Annotated in this window: 18 protein-coding genes and 1 tRNA gene; 11 read left to right on the forward strand and 8 right to left on the reverse strand. The window is 73.3% G+C overall.

Features of this window, described 5'->3' with window-relative positions; genetic code table 11:
• Positions 1-15 precede the first annotated feature (15 nt).
• Genes ACIQFX_RS24210 through ACIQFX_RS24255 form a run of 10 tightly spaced genes read left to right on the forward strand, consistent with a single transcriptional unit; the run spans position 16 to position 11814 of the window.
• Positions 16-1299, forward strand: a complete 1284-nt coding sequence (locus tag ACIQFX_RS24210; protein ID WP_402466934.1) for a KamA family radical SAM protein — start codon at positions 16-18, stop codon at positions 1297-1299.
• On the forward strand, positions 1296-2768 hold the full coding sequence (locus ACIQFX_RS24215) for a dipeptide epimerase (protein ID WP_402466936.1): 1473 nt from the start codon (positions 1296-1298) through the stop codon (positions 2766-2768). Before ACIQFX_RS24210 ends, ACIQFX_RS24215 begins: the two co-directional genes overlap by 4 nt.
• Positions 2765-3883, forward strand: a complete 1119-nt coding sequence (locus ACIQFX_RS24220; RefSeq protein WP_402466938.1) for an Ldh family oxidoreductase — start codon at positions 2765-2767, stop codon at positions 3881-3883. The genes ACIQFX_RS24215 and ACIQFX_RS24220 overlap by 4 nt, the downstream gene beginning before the upstream one ends.
• Positions 3880-5172, forward strand: coding sequence for an acetyl-CoA carboxylase biotin carboxylase subunit family protein (locus ACIQFX_RS24225; protein ID WP_402466941.1), 1293 nt, complete (start codon positions 3880-3882; stop codon positions 5170-5172). Before ACIQFX_RS24220 ends, ACIQFX_RS24225 begins: the two co-directional genes overlap by 4 nt.
• Positions 5169-6383 carry a GNAT family N-acetyltransferase gene (locus ACIQFX_RS24230; protein ID WP_402466944.1) on the forward strand — a complete coding sequence of 405 codons (1215 nt, stop codon included), beginning with the start codon at positions 5169-5171 and terminating at the stop codon, positions 6381-6383. The genes ACIQFX_RS24225 and ACIQFX_RS24230 overlap by 4 nt, the downstream gene beginning before the upstream one ends.
• A 6-nt stretch (positions 6384-6389) precedes the next feature.
• Positions 6390-7310: a branched-chain amino acid transaminase gene (locus ACIQFX_RS24235; protein ID WP_402466946.1), complete on the forward strand. Its 921-nt coding sequence runs from the start codon at positions 6390-6392 to the stop codon at positions 7308-7310.
• Entirely contained in the window at positions 7307-8116 is an 810-nt protein-coding gene (locus ACIQFX_RS24240; protein ID WP_402466948.1) for a hypothetical protein, read from the forward strand. Before ACIQFX_RS24235 ends, ACIQFX_RS24240 begins: the two co-directional genes overlap by 4 nt.
• Positions 8113-9468, forward strand: a complete 1356-nt coding sequence (locus tag ACIQFX_RS24245) for an MFS transporter (RefSeq protein WP_402466950.1) — start codon at positions 8113-8115, stop codon at positions 9466-9468. Before ACIQFX_RS24240 ends, ACIQFX_RS24245 begins: the two co-directional genes overlap by 4 nt.
• Positions 9465-10742, forward strand: coding sequence for an ATP-grasp domain-containing protein (locus tag ACIQFX_RS24250; protein WP_402466952.1), 1278 nt, complete (start codon positions 9465-9467; stop codon positions 10740-10742). The genes ACIQFX_RS24245 and ACIQFX_RS24250 overlap by 4 nt, the downstream gene beginning before the upstream one ends.
• A gap of 1 nt (position 10743) precedes the next feature.
• Positions 10744-11814, forward strand: coding sequence for an alpha-hydroxy acid oxidase (locus tag ACIQFX_RS24255; RefSeq protein ID WP_402466955.1), 1071 nt, complete (start codon positions 10744-10746; stop codon positions 11812-11814).
• 341 nt (positions 11815-12155) lie between these two features.
• Here the strand turns inward: ACIQFX_RS24255 and ACIQFX_RS24260 are convergent.
• The 7 genes from ACIQFX_RS24260 to galU all read right to left on the reverse strand — a co-directional run bounded on the left by ACIQFX_RS24260 (position 12156) and on the right by galU (position 17520).
• A tRNA-Ala gene (locus ACIQFX_RS24260) sits at positions 12156-12229 on the reverse strand.
• Between the two features lie 94 nt (positions 12230-12323).
• The gene (gene glpR / locus ACIQFX_RS24265) at positions 12324-13358 is read right to left on the reverse strand and encodes a gephyrin-like molybdotransferase receptor GlpR (protein ID WP_402466958.1); all 1035 of its coding nucleotides are present in this window, start codon (positions 13356-13358) and stop codon (positions 12324-12326) included.
• 137 nt (positions 13359-13495) lie between these two features.
• On the reverse strand, positions 13496-14107 hold the full coding sequence (locus ACIQFX_RS24270) for a GNAT family N-acetyltransferase (RefSeq protein WP_402466960.1): 612 nt from the start codon (positions 14105-14107) through the stop codon (positions 13496-13498).
• Entirely contained in the window at positions 14104-14595 is a 492-nt protein-coding gene (locus tag ACIQFX_RS24275; RefSeq protein ID WP_402467410.1) for a molybdenum cofactor biosynthesis protein B, read from the reverse strand. The genes ACIQFX_RS24270 and ACIQFX_RS24275 overlap by 4 nt, the downstream gene beginning before the upstream one ends.
• 101 nt (positions 14596-14696) lie before the next feature.
• Positions 14697-15182 (reverse strand): cyclic pyranopterin monophosphate synthase MoaC, encoded by a 486-nt coding sequence (gene moaC, locus ACIQFX_RS24280; protein ID WP_402466962.1) that lies wholly within the window; start codon positions 15180-15182, stop codon positions 14697-14699.
• A 57-nt stretch (positions 15183-15239) separates the two neighbouring features.
• The gene (glp, locus tag ACIQFX_RS24285; RefSeq protein ID WP_402466964.1) at positions 15240-16604 is read right to left on the reverse strand and encodes a gephyrin-like molybdotransferase Glp; all 1365 of its coding nucleotides are present in this window, start codon (positions 16602-16604) and stop codon (positions 15240-15242) included.
• A gap of 4 nt (positions 16605-16608) precedes the next feature.
• Positions 16609-17520 carry a UTP--glucose-1-phosphate uridylyltransferase GalU gene (gene galU / locus ACIQFX_RS24290; RefSeq protein ID WP_402466966.1) on the reverse strand — a complete coding sequence of 304 codons (912 nt, stop codon included), beginning with the start codon at positions 17518-17520 and terminating at the stop codon, positions 16609-16611.
• Between the two features lie 103 nt (positions 17521-17623).
• Here galU and ACIQFX_RS24295 point away from each other — a divergent pair, with 103 nt between their 5' ends.
• On the forward strand, positions 17624-18217 hold the full coding sequence (locus ACIQFX_RS24295; RefSeq protein ID WP_402466969.1) for a 5-formyltetrahydrofolate cyclo-ligase: 594 nt from the start codon (positions 17624-17626) through the stop codon (positions 18215-18217).
• Here ACIQFX_RS24295 and ACIQFX_RS24300 read toward each other — a convergent pair whose 3' ends face one another.
• Positions 18218-20953: a penicillin acylase family protein gene (locus tag ACIQFX_RS24300; protein ID WP_402466971.1), complete on the reverse strand. Its 2736-nt coding sequence runs from the start codon at positions 20951-20953 to the stop codon at positions 18218-18220.
• Positions 20954-21141 lie beyond the last annotated feature (188 nt).

A 21141-nucleotide genomic window follows, 5' to 3' on the forward strand; every position in this document is an offset into this window, starting at 1 on the left:
GAATCGAGAAGCCTGGTGAAGCACTACGCGAACGAGCGCCTGGCGCAGCTCGCGCGGGACCGCGGCATGCCGGACGAGTACGTCCGCGACCTGCGCGTGGTCTCCAGCGTCCTGCCCTTCAAGGTCAACGAGTACGTGGCCGACGAGCTGATCGACTGGTCGGCGGTGCCGGACGACCCGATCTTCCGGCTCACCTTCCCGCACCGCGACATGCTGCCCGCGCCGGTCTTCGACCGGATGGCGGCGCTGCTGGACACCGGCGCGCCGCGCGCCGAGCTGCGCGAGGCCGCCGCAGCGGCCCAGCGGGACCTCAACCCGCACCCGGGCGGCCAGCTCGAGTCCAACGTTCCCACCCTCGACGGGCGCCGGCTCAACGGTCTCCAGCACAAGTACGCCGAGACGGTGCTGGTCTTCCCCTCCCAGGGGCAGACCTGCCACTCGTACTGCGGCTACTGCTTCCGCTGGGCGCAGTTCGTCAGCCAGGAGGAGCTGCGCCAGGCGCTGCGTGACCCGGTGGACCTCACGGGCTACCTGTCCCACCACCCCGAGGTCACCGACGTGCTCTTCACCGGCGGCGACCCGATGATCATGCGGACGGATGTGGTGCGCCGCTGGGTCGAGCCGCTGCTGGCGCAGACCCCGTCGGTGCGCACCCTGCGGTTCGGCACCAAGGCGTTGTCGTACTGGCCGCAGCGGTTCACCACCGGCCCGGACGCGGACGACCTGCTGCGGCTGCTCGAACAGTGCGTCGCACAGGGCCGGCACGTGGCCCTCATGGCGCACTTCTCGCACCCGCGTGAGCTGGAGACGGACGGGGTGCGCGAGGCGATCGCCCGGATCCGTGCCACCGGCGCCGAGGTGCGGGCGCAGGCCCCGCTGGTCAGGCACGTCAACGACGACCCGGCCGCCTGGTCGCGGATGTGGCAGCTCCAGGTCGAACTGGGCGTCATCCCCTACTACATGTTCGTGGAGCGCGACACCGGGGCGAGCGGCTACTTCGGCCTGCCCCTCACCCGCGCCCTCGACATCTACCGCGAGGCCGTCCGCGGCGTCTCCGGCCTGGCCCGGACCGCCCGCGGCCCGGTGATGTCGGCCGCGCCCGGCAAGGTCATGCTGCACGGCACCACGGAGGTGGCGGGCGAGAAGGCGTTCGTCCTCAGCTTCCTCCAGGCCCGTCGGCCCGACTGGGTCGGGCGGCCGTTCTTCGCGGCGTACGACGAGCACGCGCAGTGGTACGACGAGCTCAAGCCGGTCTCCTTCGGCACGACCCTGCCGGCGTACGCGGGGGAGCAGTGGTGAGGCTCCACATCCACGAGATCCGCCTCACGGACCACGACGTCTGGCGCAGCGCCCGCGAGGCGATCCCGGTACAGCCGGGCGTGCTCGTCGAGTTGACGGCAGGTGGCCGTTCCGGCTTCGGCGAGGCCTCGGCCTTCATGACCGACCGCTACAACTCCTCGCTCGACGCGCTGCACGCCTCGCTGCGCTCTGTCGTCGGCGTCCTTCGGGAGCTGGCGGCCGACGACCCCGAGGGCGCCTGGTCGGTGCTGGCCCCGCTGCTGGCGGACTCGCCGTTCGCGCTGGCCGCTCTGGACGTGGCCGCGCACGACCTGGCGGCCCGGCTGGCCGGCGTACCGCTGTGGCGGCGGCTGGGCGCCGACAAGCCCGGGGAGCTGCACTCCAGCTACAGCATCGGTCTCGACGAGCCCGATGTGATGGTGCGCAAGCTCCTTGATCGACCGGGCTGGCCCGCGTACAAGGTCAAGCTGGCCGCCCCCGGTGACCTGCACATCCTGAAGGCGCTGCGCGAACACACCGACGCGCCGTTCTTCGTCGACGGGAACTGCGGCTGGGAGCCCGCCGCGACGGCCGCCGCGCTCGGCGCGATGGCCGAGCTCGGCGTGACGCTGCTTGAGCAGCCCTTCCCCCGCGAGTCGTGGGCGGCGGCCAAGGCGCTCAAGGAGATCTCCCCGATCCCGGTCTACGCCGACGAGAGCATCACCGGGCCGCACGATCTCGACGCCTGCGCCGAGGCGTTCCACGGCGTGAACCTCAAGCTCATGAAGGCCGGCGGGATCACGCCGGCCCTGCGGATGTTGCGCGCGGCACGGGCCGCCGGCCTCGGCACCATGCTCGGCTGTATGCCGGAGTCCAGCGCGGGCGTCTCCGCGACGGCCCACCTGGGCCCGTTCGTCGATCACCTCGACGCCGACAGCATCGCGCTGCTGGCGGTGGACACCGGCACCGGCATCCTGCTGGACGACGCGGGCCGCATCACGCTGCCTTCGGCGCCCGGCACGGGCTTCGTGCCCGAGTATCGGGGACCGGCCTTCACCGTGCGTCCCGCGGCGGCCGGCCAGGCCGGCTGGGACGGCGGCGAGCTGTCCGTGCACCGCGACGGCACGGCGCTGGCCTCGGTACGGATCCGGCGTCGGCCACTGCCCGACCGGGCACCGGGGGACACGGTCCGGCAGCTCGACGTGCTGCCCGCGCCGTCCGCCGACCCGGCGACCGCCGAGGAAATGGCGGCGCTCGTCCGCGGAGCGGTGACGCGCGCGGTCGCCGACGGGGCGGACACCGTCTGGCTCCGGACCGGGCACGACGGCGCCCGGGAAGCCTGCCGCGCGACCGGCTTCCACGTCCTGCCGGATACCGCCGGAGATGACGACGGCAGCGATCTCGACGGCGACCGGCCCTGCGACGGCACCCTCCAGGACGGCCACAGCCCGTCCTCCCTCATGCTCTGGAAGGCGAACCGACCCGCATGACCCACGTGCACGACGTGCAGTACCCGACGACCGCCGGGGAATCCGCCGGCAGCTCGGCCCCGGCCGCGCCCCTGCTCCCGGCCGCCACAGCCGTGGCGCTGGCCGAGACGGCCCTGACCCGTGCCGGCCTGTCCGCCGAGGACGCCGGGGAGGTGGCGCAGGCCCTGACCGAGACGTCACTGCGTGGCATCGACACCCATGGCCTGCGGCTGCTGCCGCAGTACCTCGACGAGTTGGCCGACGCGATCGCCACCGCCCGCCCGGAGATCCGTACGGTCCGGGACAGCGGCGCGGCCGTGATGCTCGACGCCGACGGGGCGCTGGGCGTGGTGGCCGGCCTGGCCGCCGCCCGGATCGCAGCCGAGCGGGCCCGCAGCCACGGCGTGGCCGCGGTCGGCGTCCGCAACTCCAACCACTTCGGCGCAGCCTCCGTCTACAGCCGGTACCTGGCCCGGGAGGGCCTGGTCGGCATCGTCACCACCTCCGCCGCCTCGCGGGTCGCCCCCTTCTCCGGGACCGAACCGCTCTACGGCACCAACCCGCTGAGCTTCGCCGCCGCCGTCGAGGACGACGAGTTCGCCCTCGACATGGCGACGAGCCAGGTCTGCTTCGGCGAGATCAAGGAGCGCCGCAAGCAGGGCCGGGCGCTGGACCCCGGCTGGGCGACCGACGCCGAGGGCCGCCCGGCCACCGACCCTCAGCAGGCGTACGCGCTCTCGCCGCTGGGCGGCTACAAGGGGCAGGGCCTGGCCATGGTGGCCACCCTGCTCGGCGCGGTGCTGACCGGTTCGCCGGCCGACTGGGAGCTGGAGCACATCGGCGCGTCCACCCCCGGCCGCAGCCGCGGCATCGGCCACCTGATCGTCTGCCTGGACCCGGCCGCCTTCGTCGGCCGGCAGGACTTCGCGACGGGGCTCGCCGGCATGCTCCACACCACCCGCGGCACCCGGCCCGGCGCCGACGCCGAGCAGCCCGTCCAGGTGCCCGGCGACCCGCAGCGGCGGATCGCCGCCCAGCGCACGGAGCTGGGCATTCCGCTGGACCCGCACACCGCTTCGGCGTTCGCGGCGCTCGCCGCGGAGCAGGGCGTGGCCTGGCCGGAGGTGTCGGCGTGATCCTCGTCCTGCTCAGCCCGCGCAACGCGGGGCTGCCGTTCGCCGAGTGGCTGCGCGAGGAGTCGGGCCGTCTGCTGGCCGTCACTGCGGAGGGAGTGGACCCCGGGCCCGGCTTCGCCGAGGTCGAGCGGGTCCCGGACTACACCGACGACGACGCCGTCCTCGACGCCGCCCGGCGGATGGCCGGCCGGCACGCCGTCACGCGCGTACTGGCCCTGGCCGAGGTGGACGTGGAGCGGGCCGCAGCGCTGCGCGCCGGACTCGGTCTGCCCGGCCAGCTCCCCGACAGCGCCCGCGCGTACCGCGACAAGGTGCTGATGAAGGAGCTCGCGGCGGAGGGCGGATTGGCGGTGCCGCCGTTCGCGGCGGTCGCCTCCGCGGCCGACGTCGAGGCGTTCATGGCCGCCCACCCCGGCCCGGTCGTGGTCAAGCCGCGCGGCGGATCCGGTTCCACCGGCGTCGTGGTGCTGCACGACCCGGCGCGGGTCCCGGAGCTGGCCGACCGGTTGACCACCGGGGACCACGAGGTCGAGGGGTACGTCACCGGCCGCATGTGTCATGTGGACGCGCTGCACGTCGGCGGGGAGCCGGTGGTGTGCGTGCCGTCCGTCTACACCGACGGCGGCTGCCTGTCGCACTGGACCGACTCCGGCAACGGCAGCTGGACGCTGCCCGCCGACGACCCGCTGTACGAGCGGCTGGTCGCGGAGACCTGGAAGCTGGTCGGTGCGCTGCCCGCCGCCCCCGCGCTCTTCGTGCACGCCGAGTTCTTCGTGACGGACGCCGGCGGGATCGTGCTCTGCGAGATCGCCGGCCGGGTGGGCGGCACCCCGATCCCGGCCATGCTGGAGGCCCTGCTCGGCCTCGACCCGCGGCACCTGTGGGCCAGGCTCGAGTGCGGGCTGCCGGTGGACCTGGACGCCGTACGCGCGCACGCCGCCGCCGCGCCGCTGGTGGCCAACTTCGGCCTGCCGCCGCGCGACGGTCGCATCGTCCGGTTGCCCGCCGAAGCACCGGCCGGGACACGGGGGTTCACCGTCCTCGCCCGGCTCGGCGAGGACTGGAGCGGCGCCCGGTACGCGGGCCGCAAGTCCGGCGACTTCATCGCGACCTGGCTGGTCGAGGCGCAGGACGCCGGGGAACTGCTCGCGCTGCTCGACAAGACGGGCGCGGAGGCGGAAGCGGCGTTCGGCTGGGAACCGGCAGGCGCCGAGCCGGACATCCCGGCCGCGGAAGCCGGATACGGCCGGGAACCCGCAGGCACCGGGCCGGAGGAGGCCTCCCCGTGAGCGACCTGACCGCAGAGGTCCTGCACCCCGACCGGCGCCCCACCGCCGCCGAGTTCCCGGCCCTCGCCGCGCCCGCGGTGATCTGGGAGGACGACCGCTGGTGGCGCTTCACCGAGCGCACCGACCTGCACGAGGTCCGCTACCTCGCCGTGCGCGAGGCCGGTGAGCTGGTGGCCCTCGCCCCTCTGCTCGTCACCCGCGACGGCGGCGGGCTGCTCTTCTACGACACTCCGAAGATGACCGGCGAGCCGAATGCGTTCGGCGCCCCGGAGCTGCTGGCCCCGTCCGAGCGGGCGCGCTGGGACGAGCTGGGCGGCAGCCTGGACGAGGCCCGCCGCGCCCAGTACCCCTCCGTGGCACTGGGCATGTTCGGCTCACACCACGGCATCGTGCACGCCACCGGACGCGACGCGGCCGGCCGGACGCGGGTCCTCGCCGAGCTGCCGCGCCTCCTGGACGAGGCCGCGGCCGAGCTCGGCTGCCGCAGCAGCTCGCTGCTGTACGCCACCGACGAGCAGGCCGCCGTTCTCGGCCCGGCGGCGGAGGCCCGCGGCCACGTCCCGGCCGTGCTCGGCGCCGAGTCCGTCCTGCGGCTGGACGCGCCGGACTGGGACGCGTACCTGGCGGGCCTGGTCAGCCGCAAGCGCAAGCGTGCCAACCGGGAACTGCGCGAGTACGCGGATGCCGGCTTCCGCACCGTCGTCCGCGAGGGACCGGAGGCCCTCTCCGCCTCGATCGTCGACCTCCAGGTCGCCCTGCGCGCCAAGTACGGGCTGCCCGGCGGACGGCCCCGCGTCCAGCGGGACTTCGACGCCATCCGGGAGACGGTCGGCGACAGCTGCCTCGTCCTGAGCGCCGAACGCGACGGCGAGACCCTCGGCTTCGTCCTGTACCTGCGGGCCGGCCGGGCCCTGTACGGGCGGACGGCGGGCTTCGACGACGACCGGGCCAAGGGCGTCTACTTCGCCCTCACCTACCACGAGACGATCCGCTGGGCACTGGCCCACGACGTGCGCGAGATCTGGTACGGCCTCGCCGCCTACGACGCGAAGAAGCTGCGCGGCTGCGACCTCGAAGCGCGGCACGGCTGGTTCCGCTTCACCGGCGAGGGCCGCGCCGACCTCGACGAGACCGTACGCCTGCAAGGGGCGAGCGAGCACGACCGGCTGCTCGGCCTCGGGCAGGACGGCACCACCTCACAAGGAGACTGAGCAGACATGCCACTGACCCCGACCCCGTTCATCTGGATGGACGGCGAGCTGGTCCCCTGGGACGACGCGAAGGTGCATGTGCTCACGCCGAGCCTGCACTACGGATGGGGCGTCTACGAGGGCATCCGCGCCTACGCCACGGACTCGGGCCCGGCCGTGTTCCGGCTGCGCGAGCACATCGCGCGGCTGCGCGACTCGGCGCGCGTGTACCTGATGGAGCTGCCCTGGACCGACGAAGAGCTGGTCTCCGCGGTGCTTGAGCTGGTCCGGATCAACGGCCACGAATCCTGCTACATCCGCCCCATCGCCTACCTGGGTTACGGCGAGATGGGCGTCGCGCCGCAGCTGGACGCGGTGAAGATGTCGATCGCGGTGTGGCCCTGGGGCTCGTACCTCGGCGACAAGGCCGAGGCGGAGGGCTGCCGGCTGATCGTCAGCAACTGGCAGCGCAACTCCCACCAGACGGTGCCTCCGCTCGCCAAGGCCACCGGCGCGTACGTCAACAGCGCGCTCGCCAAGGTGGGCGCGCAGCGTGCCGGATACGACGACGCGCTGATGCTGACCGCGACCGGGCACATCGCGGAGGCCTCGGCCGCCAACCTGTTCCTGGTGCGCGACGGCGCCCTGGTCACGCCGCCGGTCAGCGACGGGGTCCTGCCCGGCATCACCCGTGACAGCGTCATCACCATGGCCCGCGACCTGGGCCTGCGGGTGACGGAGCGGAGCATCCCGCGCAGCGAGGTCTACATCGCGGACGAGGCGTTCCTGACCGGGACCGCCGCCGAGATCGTGCCGGTCGCCTCGGTGGACGAGCGCCCGCTGGGTGCGGGCGGCGTCGGCCCGGTGACCAAGCAGCTGCGCGACCTCTTCCGTGACGTGGTCGGCGGCCGGCACGACGGGTACGCGCGCTGGCTGGAGCGGGCGTGAGCACGGTGGAGGCGACCGGGGAAGCGGGTGCGGCCGCCGCGGCCGCCTCGCTGGAGAACGCCACGCGGCGGCTGCGGACGGTGCTGGACGCACGGGAGGCGGGCGAGGCCGGTCCGGCCGGTGCCTCTGCCTGGCGGGCCGCGCTGGACGAGGAGCTGTGCGACCGGCTGATCGACCTGACCGCCGCCAGGGCCTGGGCCGCGGATCAGGCGGCCGAGCGGGACCCGGCGGCCGACGTGCTGCGCGGGTGCGCGCTGTGGGCCGTGGAAACGGACACCGTGCGTGTCCTGGCCATGACCGGAACAGACCGGTCCGCGACGGACGCCGACGTGCCGGACGGCACCGCACGCGCCGCCGTGGCGGCGCACGGCCGGGTGGCGGCCCTGGTCACCGCGCTGGCCGCGGCCGAGGTGTACGACGGGGTGTGCGATCGGCTGCGTACCGCGCTGGGCCCGTGCCCGGCCGACCGGGCGGCCGCCGCCTGGGAGATCGCCGAGTCGGCGCTGTCGGGCCTGGGCGCCACGCGAGACGAGTGGGTCGGGGCCGACCCGGCGCACACCGCCGCCGGCGGCTGGGTGCTGGTGGACCGCATCGGCCGGCTCGCGCTGGCCGCGGCTCTGCTGTCGGCCGCCCCGGCGTACCCGGACGAACAGGCCGAGATCTGCGTCAACGCGGCCCGCCGGTACACCTGGAACCACCTGCGCCAGCCGCCCCCGGAGGCCGCCACGGCCGTCCACGTACGGCGTACCGCCGAACTGGTCGACTGGATCGCCGGATCCGCGTCCGCAGAACGGAGCGGCGGATGAGCGGGCAGCCGAGCGGCACGAAGGAGGAGGAACAGCGGCCGGCCGGCCGGATCTCCGGCCTGCTGCTGGCAATCCTGCCCAAGACACCCGCGGGACGCCGGCTGGCGGCCGGCGCCGCGGTCGACTCGGTCGGCTCGGGCATGTTCCTGGCCGCCTCCACCCTGTACTTCGTCACGGTCGTCGGCCTGCCCGCCGCCCAGGTCGGCCTGGTGCTGTCCGTCGCCGCGGTGGCCGGGCTGCTCAGCCCCGTGCCGCTCGGCCGGCTGGCCGACCGAGTGGGTCCGGTACGGGTCTACGTCGCCCTGCTGACGCTGCGCGGCCTCGGCTACGCCGGATTCGCGCTGATCGACGACTTCTGGCCGTACGCCGTGCTCACCTGCGTACTCACCGCCCTGGACCGGGGCTGCTCACCCCTCCAGCAGGTGGTTGTGGGCATCATCGAGGGCGGGCAGAACCAGACCCGGACGATGGCCTCCATCCGCTCGGTGCGCAACATCGGCCTGACCGCGGGCTTCCTGCTCGCGGGCGCGGTCCTCGCGATCCAGGAACGGGCGGCGTTCGTCGCGCTGTTCCTGGCGAACGCCGCGACCTTCTGGGTGATCGCCGCCGTGGTGGAGCAGCTGCGCCGCCGGACCGCGGCCGTGCCTCCGGCAGACCCCGCGCCACAGGCGGATGCCGCCGGGCCCGCCCCCGCCGAGCCGCAGCCCACGGCGGTCCGCAGCCCCTTCCGGGACCTGCGGTTCATGCTCTTCACCGTCTCCAACGGCGTGCTGTCGCTGCACGACTCGGTGCTTTTCGTCCTCCTGCCGCTGTGGTTGACCACAGCCACCGACGCACCGTCCTCGGCGGTCTCGGTGCTGCTCGCGGTCAACACCGTGCTGACCGTGCTGCTCCAGGTGTACGTGGCCCGGTTCGCCGAGAGCACCGCGGGCGCCCTGCGACTCGTACCCGTCGCCCTCGTCCCGCTGCTGGTCTCGTGCGCGGCGTTCGCCGGCGCCGAGCACGTCCCGGTGTGGCCCGCCGCGGCCTGCGCGGTACTCGCCGTGGTGCTGCTGACGGTGGGCGAGAACCTGCACTCGGTCGCCGTGTGGAACCTGTCGTACGAGCTGTCGCCCGTGCCGGCCCGGTCCCGCTACCTGGCCGCCTTCAGCCTGGGGATGACCGGCCAGCAGATCGTCGGCCCGGTCCTGATGACAGGCGTGCTGCTGCCGCTGGGCACGGCGGGCTGGGCCGTGCTCGCCGCGGTGTTCGCGCTGGCCGCCGTGGTGGTACGGGCAACCGGCGCACCCCGCGCGACACCCGCCCCGGCGCTCTCCTCCCCTTCCGGTTCTCCCAGCGAGGTGACCCCATGACAGAACACGTGCTGATCGTCGGCGGCGGCAGGGAAATCCCCGGCCTGATCCGCGACGCAGGCGGCCCGGACGTCGTCACGACCATCCTGTGCCGGATGGACTTCGTCCCCAAGATCCGCAAGCCCGGGCAGCACGACCGCGTGCTGGCCCTGCGCAGCGACGCCCCCGACGCGGAGTGGATCGCGCTGGCCGCCGCCGTCCACGAGCGGCAGCCCTTCACCCGCGTGGGCACCTTCGGCGAGCGCGACCAGGACCGGGCCGCGGCGGTCGCCGCCGCCCTCGGCCTGCCCTGCCACTCGCCGCAGACCATCGCCTATGTCCACGACAAGGACGCGATGCGCCGTCGGCTGGCGGAACTCGGCGTGGACGAGACCCCGGGCGGGCGAGTCGCCGACGTGGCCGAACTGCGGGCCTTCCTGGCGCAGCACGGCACTCCGTGCGTGGTCAAGCCGGTGCAGGGAGCGGGCAGCTTCGGCGTCTCCGTGGTCCGCAGCGTCGACGAGGCGGAGGCGGCCTTCGCCCGCGCCGCGGCGGACTTCGAGGTCATCCCGGACGCGGGCGTGCTGGTGGAGCGCTTTCACGAGGGGCCGCAGTTCAGCGTCGAGGCCTTCTCCGAGGACGGCGAGCACGAGATCCTCGCCGTGACGCGGAAGTTCTCCGACCCGGTGGGCTTCGTCGAGCTCGGCCACGTCGTGCCCGCCGAACTGTCCCCCGAGCAGACCGACGCGGTGCACGGATACGTGCGGCGGCTGCTCGACGCCCTCGACATCGCGTACGGCGTCACCCACACCGAGGTCGTGCTGACCGCGGCAGGACCCCGGGTCATCGAGACCCACGTCCGACTCGCCGGCGACGAGATCCCGTACCTGGTGCGGGACGTCACCGGCGTGGACCTGGTGGACTGCGTGGTGCGCCAGACGCTGGGACAGCCGGTGCTGGCGGACATCCGCAAGACGCTGGCCGACCCGTCGGTGGACCGCAGCCCGGAGGCGATCTGGTTCGCCGTCCCGCAGGCGCGCGGCACCCTCGCGCGGATCGGCGGCCTGGACGAAGCCGCCGCCCGGCCCGGCGTGGTGGCCGCCGAGGCCCTGCTCGGCGCCGGCGAGGTGCTGGGGGACCTGGACAGCTCGGAGTCCCGGGCGGCCTTCGTACGCGCCCGGGGTGCGGACGCGGCCGAAGCCGTGGAGCGCGCCCGGCAGGCCGTGGCGGCGCTGGAGTTCGAGGTCACGGTGTCCGGTGACGGCGCGGCCGGCGGCGCGGAGGACTGGGTCTGACATGGCGACGGCACAGGAACTCTCCGGCTCGGCGAGCGCCGGCATCCGCGCGTCGGGGGAGCTGGCCGAGCTGGCGCGCAAGGTCCTGCCGAGGGCCGCGTACGAGTTCTACGCCGCCGGGTCGGACGAGGAGATAAGCGTGGGCGAGGCGGCAGCCGCCTGGCGCGGCCGGCGGCTGCTGCCACGGGTGCTTCGCGACGTCTCGTCCGTCGAGACGGACGTCGACCTGCTGGGGACGAGGCTCGCGTCGCCGGTGCTCGCCGGCCCGACGGCCTTTCACCGCATGGCGCACGACGAGGGCGAGACGGCCACGGCGGCGGGCGTCGCCGCGGCCGGCTCGCTGCTCGTCCTCTCCTCCCGCGCGACCCGACATCCGGAGGACGTCGCCGCGGTGGCGGGGCCCTGGTGGTACCAGGTGTACTGGCTGCGGGACGCGGAGATCACCCGCCGCCAGGTCGATCGGGCCGTCGCCGCCGGCGCGCGGGCCCTGGTGCTGACGGTCGACGCCCCGTACGTGCCGCCCCGGGCGACTTCGGGACTGCCGCTGCCCCTGCCCGAGGACGACGAACTGTGCCGCTCGGTGGGCATCGGCACCCGGCTGCCCGGCTGGGAGCAGGACCCTTCGCTGGGCCTGGACGCCATCGGCCGGCTGCACCGGATGTCCGGGCTCCCCGTGCTGGTCAAGGGGGTGTTGCGGGCCGACGACGCCAGGGCGTGCGTGGCCGCGGGCGCGGCCGGGTTGATCGTCTCCAACCACGGCGGCCGGCAGCTGGACCGCGCGGTCTCCTCCGCGGACGCCCTCCCCGCCGTCGCGGCGGCGGTGGGCACCGAGGTCCCGGTCCTCGTCGACGGCGGCATCCGCACCGGCACCGACGTGCTGGTAGCCCTCGCCCTGGGCGCCCGGGCCGTCCTGCTGGGCCGCCCCGTCGTCTGGTCCCTGGCCCTCGGCGGCGCCATGGGCGTCGCCACCCTCCTGGACTCGTACCGCGCCCAACTCGCCACGTCCATGGCCCTCGCCGGCTGCGCCCGGCTCGCGGACATCGACGGGGAACTGCTGTACGGAGGGCCCTGACCCACTCCGCACGTGACCGTACCGATCGGCCGCGACGCAGCCTGCGCGGCCGGAGAGCGTGCCCACACCACTCGACACGGGGCGGCATCCGCCGGCCAGACTCTGATCGGGCAGCGTCGCAGCCGCACAGCACCATCACCGGCCCCGGGCGACCGGGGCCGGTTCGCATGCCTCGGCAGCGGCCGTGCGCTCGCCCGACAACCCGCCAGACCCGATACGCCGCCACCCACCACCCCGAACAGGCATCGACCGACCCCCGAAACGACGAAGATCCCGCCCGATCTTGCGATCGGACGGGATCTCGTCAACGTCCTTGAGAGCTACTCAAGAACAGTCGTCTGTGGACCTGTGGGGATTTGAACCCCAGACCCCCTCGATGCGAACGAGGTGCGCTACCAGACTGCGCCACAGGCCCTTGCGACGTGTGAAACATTAGCATCCCGACCGGCTGACGCAAAAATCCGTTGGCCTGCAGGTCAGCCGGGGGCCGGTGAGGACACCCGGAGGGGTCATTCGTTGGCGGCGCGGGGGCGGTCGTCGTCGGCGTACTGGTCGAAGAGGGGCGTGCGGCCGTGGTCGCGGGTGCGGCGCGGCGGGGTGGTGCGCTGGCGGGGTGCCGGGGAGGGGACGGGGGTGGGGTCGGCGGCCGTGGAGGAGCGGGCGGCGCTCCAGGTCTCCGGGTCCGTGATGTCGATGCCGCTGCTGGCGCGCGGGGCGACCGGGGCGGTGACGTAGGTGGGGAGCGGGACCGGGACGGGGTCCCAGCTGTCGCCGCGGGCGGGGCCGCGCTCGCGCTGCTGGTCGACCCACTCCGCATGGTCGGTCTGCTCGACGAGGGCGCGGCGGTCGGCCTCCTGCGGGGAGGGCGTCGGGTCGGCGGCGGGCTCGGGCGTCGGGGTCGGGCGGCGGCTCTCACGGAGCCGGGCGGCCGCGTCCTCGGCGCGGCGGCGGTCCATGACGTACACGAAGCGCCGTCGCTCCTGGATCCGCAGGTGCACGATGTACGCGCTGAGGAGCAGCGCGGGGACGGCGGGCGCCCAGAGGAAGGTGACGCCGCCGACGGCCGCGACGACGGCGCCGAGGGTGAAGCCGCCGAAGAGGAGCGTGGTGGTGCGCCGGCGCCGGGCGAGGACCTTGCCGCGCCGGGCGCGCTCGGCGGCGGTGCCCGTGGCGCCCGCGGCGGGGCGGGCGGGGGCGGCGGACGCCGGGGCCGGTTCCGGTTCGGGCTCCGGGAGTTCGAGGCGCGCCTCGGTTCTGGCCGCGGGCGCGGAGAAGGCCCGGACGTCGACCGAGCTCAGATGCTCGGTCGCCGCGTCCGGGTCCACGTCGGGCGTCGGTCCCTCCGCCGCAAGGTCCCGCTGCTTGAGCTCCTTGGCGTACCGGCGCTCCATGCCCGCCCGTCCGGAAAGCAGCCGGATGGCGGTGCTGAAGCGTTCCGTCGGACGGGCTTCGTTCAGCTCGTCCTGCCTGCGGAGCCACATCGGCACCAAGTAGGCGGCCCAGGCCCCGACGATGACTGCGTAGATGAGGCCGCTGCTGCTCACGCTTCACACGGTAGAGGGGTTCGCGTGGGGGCATCGGCCAATTGGCCCGGTGTGTCGCACGATCTGGCTGATATCACTGAACTTTTTTGTGATTGTTCAGATCGTTTGTGTGCCAACTACCGATTAAAATCGAACACTTATTTTATTCTCGCCTGGTGCCAGCGCCTCAGCAGCCCCTCCGGCACCTCCTCCGCCGTCAGCGCGAAGACCAGATGATCGCGCCAGGCGCCGTCGATGTGGAGATAGCGGGGCCGCAGCCCCTCCTCGCGGAACCCGAGCTTCTCGACCACCCGGCGCGACGGCCCGTTCTCCGGACGGATGCACACCTCCATGCGGTGCAGCCCGACCGCGCGGAAGCAGTGGTCGACGGCGAGCGCGACCGCCGTCGGCATCACCCCGCGCCCGGCGACCTCGCTGTCCACCCAGTACCCCACGTGCCCCGAGCACATCGAGCCCCAGGTGATCCCGGCGACCGTCAACTGGCCGACCAGCCGCCCCTGGTACTCGATGACGAAGGGCAGCATCCGGCCCGCGTTCGCCTCCGACCTCAGGTGCCGCACCATCTGACGGTACGTCGGCCGCTGGCCGACGGGACCGCCCGGGGGCGGCGGCGGAACCGTCGCCTCCCAGGGCCGCAGCCACTCCCGGTTGCGCCGGTTCACCTCGCGCCAGTCCCGCTGGTCGCGCATCCTTATCGGCCGGAGCACGACGTCCCCGTCCACGAGGATCACCGGCCAGGTCGGGATCACGAGGCTCTCGGGTGGTCGCCGCCGCGGATCTGGTCGACGGCATGCCGCAGCAGCGGCTCCAGGACGGCCAGGCCGTCCCGCACACCGCCCGGGGACCCCGGGAGGTTCACGACGAGCGTGCCGCCCGCGACGCCGGCGAGACCGCGCGAGAGCGCCGCCGTCGGCACCTTCTCCCGCCCGTACGCGCGGATCGCCTCCGGGATGCCCGGGATCTCGCGGTCGAGGACCCTGCGGGTGGCCTCGGGGGTCTCGTCGGTGGGCGAGATGCCCGTACCGCCGGTGGTGACGACGACGTCGTACCCGGCGGCCACCGCCGCCCGCAGGGCCGCCTCGACCGGCGCCCCGTCCGGGACGACCTGGGGGCCGTCGACGGCGAAGCCCATGGCGGTGAGGCCCTCGGCGATCAGCGGACCGCCCTTGTCCTCGTAGACCCCGGCGGACGCCCGGTTGGAGGCGGTGACGACGAGGGCGGCGTACGGGCCGGCCAGGGCCCCGCCGAGGCCGGAACCGAGCGCCGCGGGCGCCTCCCCGGCGCCGGCCGGCTCCCGGTGCCCGTGGACGTGCGACCCCGCCGCCCGGCCACCGCCCGTCACGACGCGCTCCGCGTCCAGTGGCCCGACTTCCCGCCCGTCTTCTCCTCCACCCGCACGTCGGAGATGACCGCGCCCTTGTCGACCGCCTTGACCATGTCGACGACCGTCAGAGCGGCCACCGACACCGCGGTCAGGGCCTCCATCTCGACGCCCGTGCGATCGGTGGTCTTCACCGTCGCGAGGATCTCGACGGCCTCGTCGGTGACCGCGAGGTCCAGCGTCACGCCGGAGACGGCGAGCGGATGGCACAGCGGGATGAGGTCGGGGGTCTTCTTCGCGCCCATGATCCCGGCGATGCGGGCGGTGGCGAGGGCATCGCCCTTCGGGACGCCCTCGCCCCGCAGCAGCTCGATCACGCGCGGCGAGACGAGGACCCGCCCGCTGGCCCGCGCGGTACGGGACGTGACGTCCTTCGCGGAGACGTCGACCATGCGGGCCGCACCCGCCTCGTCGATGTGGGTGAGACCTTGCTGCGTGCTCATGGCCGTGACACTCCCGGTCGCTGTTGGGGACGACACCGTACCGCCACCCTCGCCCCCTCAGCCGAGGAGGACCACTTCCAGGGTGGTGCCCGGTTCGACGGTCTCGGCCTCTTCCGGGACGACGAGCAGGCAGTCCGCGTGCGCGAGGGCCGCGATCAGGTGGGATCCCGCGCCGCCCACGGGGGTGACGGTGCCGGCCTCCGGGTCGTGGGTGCCGCGCAGGAACTGGCGGCGGCCGGGGGGCGAGGAGAGGGCCTTGTCGGCGGCGAGGACGGCCCGGACGCGGGGCCGGTGGAGGTCGTCGACACCCATCAGGGCGCGGATCGCGGGGCGGACGAACAGCTCGAAGGAGACGTACGAGGAGACCGGGTTGCCCGGGAGCGCGAGCAGCGGGATCTGCTCGGTGCCGATCGCGCCGAAGCCCTGCGGCTTGCCGGGCTGCATCGCCAGCTTGCGGAAGTCGACCTGGCCGTCGGCGGTCAGCGCCTCCTTCACCACGTCGTACGCGCCGACGCTCACGCCGCCGGTGGTCACGATGAGGTCGGCGCGGATGAGCTGGTCCTCGATGGTGGCGCGCAGCGACTCGGCGTCGTCGGCGACGGCGCCGACCCGGTAGGCGAGCGCGCCGGCGTCCCGGGCGGCCGCGGCGAGCGCGAAGCTGTTGGAGTCGTGGATCTGGCCCTCGCCCAGCGGCTCGCCGGGCTGGACCAGCTCGCTGCCGGTGGAGATGACGACGACCCGGGGGCGGGGGCGAACCTTCACGGTGCCCCGGCCGATCGCGGCGAGCAGGCCGATCTGCGGCGGTCCGAGGACCGTGCCCGCCGCGAGGGCGAGCTCTCCCGCCGTCACGTCGCTGCCCGCCCTGCGGACGTGGGCGCCGGACTCGGCGGACCGGTGGACCCGGACCTCGCCGGCGGCGCCCTCGGGGGCGGTGCTCGCGGCGCGCATGCCGGTGGCGGCGCCGCCGCCGGTGCCGCCGTCGGTCCATTCGACGGGGACGACGGCCTCGGCGCCGGGCGGCAGCGGGGCGCCCGTCATGATCCGGGCGGCCTCGCCGGGGCCGACGGTGGGCAGTCCGCCGTCGCCGGCCGCGACGTCGCCGACGACGGTGAGGACGGCGGGGAACTCCTCGGTGGCGCCGGAGACGTCGGCGACCCGGACCGCGTACCCGTCCATGGAGCTGTTGTCGAAGGGGGGCAGCGCGACCGGCACCGTCACGTCCTCGACCAGGACGCAGCCCTGGGCGTCGAGGAGTTGCAGCTCGATGGGTTCGAGCGGGCCGACGGTCGCGAGGATGTCGGCCAGGTGCTCGTCCACCGACCACAGGTCGCGGGCCGGGCCCGCGCAGGGGTCCGCGGGGCCCGCCCCGTGGTCGTGGCCGCTGTCGTCGGGGGACGGCGACGGTGCCGTGCTGCTGCTCAAGGTGCTACATCTCCTCGCTGACGTATCTCCGGAGCCAGGTCCGGAAGTCCGGTCCCAGATCTTCACGCTCGCACGCGAGTCTGACAATGGCACGCAGATAGTCCCCGCGGTCGCCGGTGTCATAGCGGCGCCCCTTGAACACGACGCCGTGGACGGGGCCGCCGATCTTCTCGTCGGCGGCGAGCTTCTGCAGGGCGTCGGTCAGCTGGATCTCGCCGCCGCGGCCGGGCTCGGTGTCCCGCAGCGTCTCGAAGACGGCCGGATCCAGCACGTAGCGGCCGATGACCGCGTAGTTGCTCGGAGCTTCCGCCGGTTCCGGCTTCTCGACGAGATCGGTCACTCGCACGACGTCGGAGTCGACGGTGGCCTCGACGGCGGCGCAGCCGTACAGGTGGATCTGCTCGGGGTCGACCTCCATGAGGGCGATCACGCTGCCGCCCTCGCGCTCCTGGACCTCGACCATGCGGGCGAGCAGCGGGTCGCGCGGGTCGATCAGGTCGTCGCCGAGGAGGACGGCGAAGGGCTGGTCGCCGACGTGCGGGGCGGCGCACAGCACGGCGTGGCCGAGGCCGCGCGGGGCGCCCTGGCGCACGTAGTGCATGGTGGCGAGGTCACTGGGCTCCTGGACCTTGGAGAGGCGTTCGGCGTCGCCCTTCCGGCTCAGGACTTCCTCCAGCTCGTAGTTCCGGTCGAAGTGGTCCTCCAGGGGGCGCTTGTTCCGGCCGGTGATCATCAGAACGTCCGAGAGCCCGGCCGCGACGGCCTCCTCGACGACGTACTGGATGGCCGGCTTGTCGACGACCGGCAGCATCTCCTTGGGCGTCGCCTTGGTCGCAGGAAGGAAGCGGGTGCCGAGGCCCGCGGCCGGGATGACAGCCTTGCTGATCCGGCCGAGCCTGGGGAGCGACTGATTCATGCGTGCACTTTAGTCGTTCGGAATGAGAGGAAGATGTGGCTTCGGTTAACTTCCTTCACATAAAGACAGTTACGAGACATTCATGCATTCACATGAGGCCGTCATGACACCTGAGACGTCAGAAAAGACCCTGCTGCGCAGCCGACTTCTGGCCGCGCGCGCCGCCCTGAGCGCTGATTCCCTCGCGGACACGGCCGAATCCCTCGCGCGACGTGGTGTGGAACTCACCGAACTCGCGGAGGCCTCCACCGTCGCCGCCTATGTGTCGGTGGGCCGGGAACCGGGCACGCGCGCGCTGCTCGACGCGCTCCACGCGCGCGGGGTGCGGGTCCTGCTGCCCGTACTGCTCCCGGACAACGACCTGGACTGGGCCGCGTACGAGGGGCGGGAGGCGCTGGCCAGGGCCGGCCGCGGCCTTCTGGAGCCGACCGGGCCGCGGCTCGGCCCCGAGGCCGTCTGCGCCGCCGACGCCGTCCTGCTGCCCGGCCTCGCGGTCGACGGGCGCGGGATGCGGCTCGGGCGGGGCGGTGGCTCGTACGACCGGGTCCTCGCCCGGCTGGCGCGGGCGGGCAAGGACCCGGCCCTGGTGGTACTCCTCTACGCGGACGAGGTGGTCGCGCGGGTCCCGGAGGAACCGCACGACCACCCCGTGCACGCGGTGGTGACCCCGGCAGGGATCACCCGTTTCACGCCCTGATCAGGGCTTGAGGACCAGCCTGTCCTTCGTCGCCGCGTCGACGGCCGCGGCGCCGTAGGCCCAGTCGAGGAGGTCGCCCCTGGCCCAGGCGTCCGTCTGGTCGGTGTAGTTCGTGTGGAAGGCGTGGCCGGAGGCACCGGTGAGGTTGATCCACCGGGACTTGTCCCAGTCGCCGACGTTGACCACCATCCGCATCGACGGCACCCAGATGACCTCGTAGCCGCCGGCCGCGTTCCAGCCGGTCGCGTCGACCGCCGCCTCGCCGCCGCCCAGGTTCCACGGGCCGCGGTTGAGGAGCTGCTGGACGACGCCGGGTCCGGCGGTGCCCAGGGTCTGGTTCTTCAGGGTCAGCTGGTGCAGCCGGCCCCAGCTCCAGGTGGAGACGTCCTTGCCGAGCTTGGCGGTCAGCTCCCAGCGGGCGTCCTTCATGGCCTGGGCGAGCAGCTGGTCACGGGTCTCGGTGGGCTGGTCGGTGCGGCCGCCCGGGGTCGTCCACCACTCGCTCTTCTCCTGCTTGAGGAGCGGGCGGACCACCTCGTACCAGCGGTCGCCGCCGTCCGGCTGCGCCGAGTCGGGGTCGCGCTCGCCGCACTCGCGGACGAGCTTGTTCTGCTCGTCGACGGGGCCGGTGGCGTCGACCGGGCGGACGTTGACGCAGTCGCCCTCGGCGCGGAGCTCCTTGGGCAGCTTGTTCCCGAAGGCGAGCTTGAGGACGTTGCGCCAGACCGCGTTGAAGTAGGCGGCGGCGGCCGAGTCGGGCTCCTGGGTGTAGTCCCAGCCTTCGAGGAGCTTCTGCGCCTCGCGGACGTGCGGGTCGGAGATGTCGATCTTCAGCAGGAGCGGGTTGAGCAGGGTCGCGATCTCGCTGCGGTTGTCCGTCTGCATGGTCCGCATGTCGTCCGGCGAGATCTTGCCGCCGTCCTTGGTCTTCGACTCGATGAGGTCGTTGATCCGCTGGCTGCGCGAGCCGTAGCCCCAGTCCTTGGTGAGCAGGTCGGGGTAGGTCTTCTGGTCGATCACGGCCTGGTTGGCGGTGACGATGTAGCCGCGCTCCGGGTTGTACTCGTACGGCAGCTGCTCGAAGGGGATGTAGCCCTTCCACTTGTACGAGGAGTCCCAGCCGGGCGCCGGGACGGTGCCGTCGCCCTTGCCGCGCCGCGGGATCTTGCCCGGGGACTGGTAGCCGATGTTGCCCGCGGTGTCGGCGTAGATCAGGTTCTGGGACGGGACCTCGAAGTTCTTCGCGGCCTCCCGGAAGGTGGCGAAGTCCTTGGCGCGGTCGATCGCGAAGATCGCCTCCATGGACTTGCCGGGCTGGAGGGCGGTCCACTGGAGGGAGACGCCGTAGCCGGTGCCGCGGTCGGGGGCGGAGTTGCCGACGGGGGCCGTCTGGCCGACCGTCTCCAGTTCGGAGGAGCGGTCGGAGACGAGCGGGCCGTGATCGGTGGAGCGGACGGTGATCTTGCGGTCGTCGCCGCCCGCGACCTTGATGACCTCTTCGCGGCTGGTGAAGGGCTTGACCTTGCCGTCGACGAGGTAGCCGTCGGGTCCGATCTTCTCCAGGTAGAGGTCGGTGACGTCGGCGCCGAGGTTGGTGAGGCCCCAGGCGATCTTGTCGTTGTGGCCGATGATCACGCCGGGCATGCCGGAGAAGGTGTAGCCGGCGACGTCGTAGCGGCAGGTCGCGGAGACCGAGCGGCAGTGCAGGCCCATCTGGTACCAGAGGGACGGCAGCTGGGGCGCGAGGTGCGGGTCGTTGGCGAGCAGCGGCTTGCCGGAGGTCGTGTACTTGCCGGCGACGACCCAGGAGTTCGAGCCGATGCCGTTGCCGTTGGGGCCGAGCAGGGCCGGGACGGTGTCGAGGACCTCGGAGAGCGCCCCGAGCTGGGACTGCGTGCCGGAGGCGCCGGGGCCGGTGCCCGGGGTTTCGCCGGTGGTCGCGCCGTCGGCCTCGCCGGCCACGGCCTTCGGGTCGAACTTCCCGGTGGACTCGTCGACGGCCCCCTGGTCCACGATCGGCTGGTGGAGCGCGTACGGGTAGTCCGGGTACAGCTGCTTGATCTGGCTCGCGTTCAGCCGGCTCGTCAGCAGGGAGCGGTCGATCTCGTCCTGCATGTTGCCGCGCAGGTCCCAGGCCATCGCCTTGAGCCAGGCCACCGAGTCGACCGGGGTCCAGGGCTCGATCACGTAGTCGTTGGTCAGGTTCAGGGCCGCGTACTCGACCGAGATCTCGGCGGGCTTCTCGTGGTCCTTCAGGTAGGCGTTGACGCCCTCCGCGTAGGCCTGGAGGTACTTCTTCGTCTCCGGCGACAGGACCTCGTCGTACTCCTGCTGCGCGACCCGGCGCCAGCCCAGCGTGCGCAGGAAGGCGTCGGTGTCGACCTGGCTCTCGCCGAACATCTCGGAGAGCCGGCCGGCGGTCACGTGGCGGCGGACGTCCATCTCGTAGAACCGGTCCTGCGCCTGGACGTAGCCCTGGGCGCGGAAGAGGTCCGTCTCGTTGTCGGCGTAGATCTGCGGGACGCCGTTGGCGTCGCGCTTGACCTCCACCTCGCCGGAGAGCTTGTCGAGCCGGATCTCGCCGGTGGTCTGCGGGAACGAGGCCCGGACGGTGCTGACACCCCAGTAGCCGCCGAACCCGATGCCCGCGACCAGGGCGAGGACCAGGACGAGGAGGAGCAGGCGGGCACGCCGCCCTTTCTTCTTGGCGGGGGGCGCGGTCGTGTTGGAGGGCATCGCTGTCCTTCGAGGGGCAGGGTGGTCCTGGAGTACGGGAGCAACCTTAGGCGCAGCGTCCGGGCGGCCTGGACGCGGTGTCAGGAAGAGAACCGTACAGATGAACGAGGAGGTGCAAAGAGGGCGTCAAGAAAACGTTAAAGATTAGGTAAGGTAACGAAGTGTCGTCCGCTGGAGGAACGATCCAG

The organism is Streptomyces sp. NPDC093089 (assembly GCF_044754405.1).
Classification (GTDB): domain Bacteria; phylum Actinomycetota; class Actinomycetes; order Streptomycetales; family Streptomycetaceae; genus Streptomyces.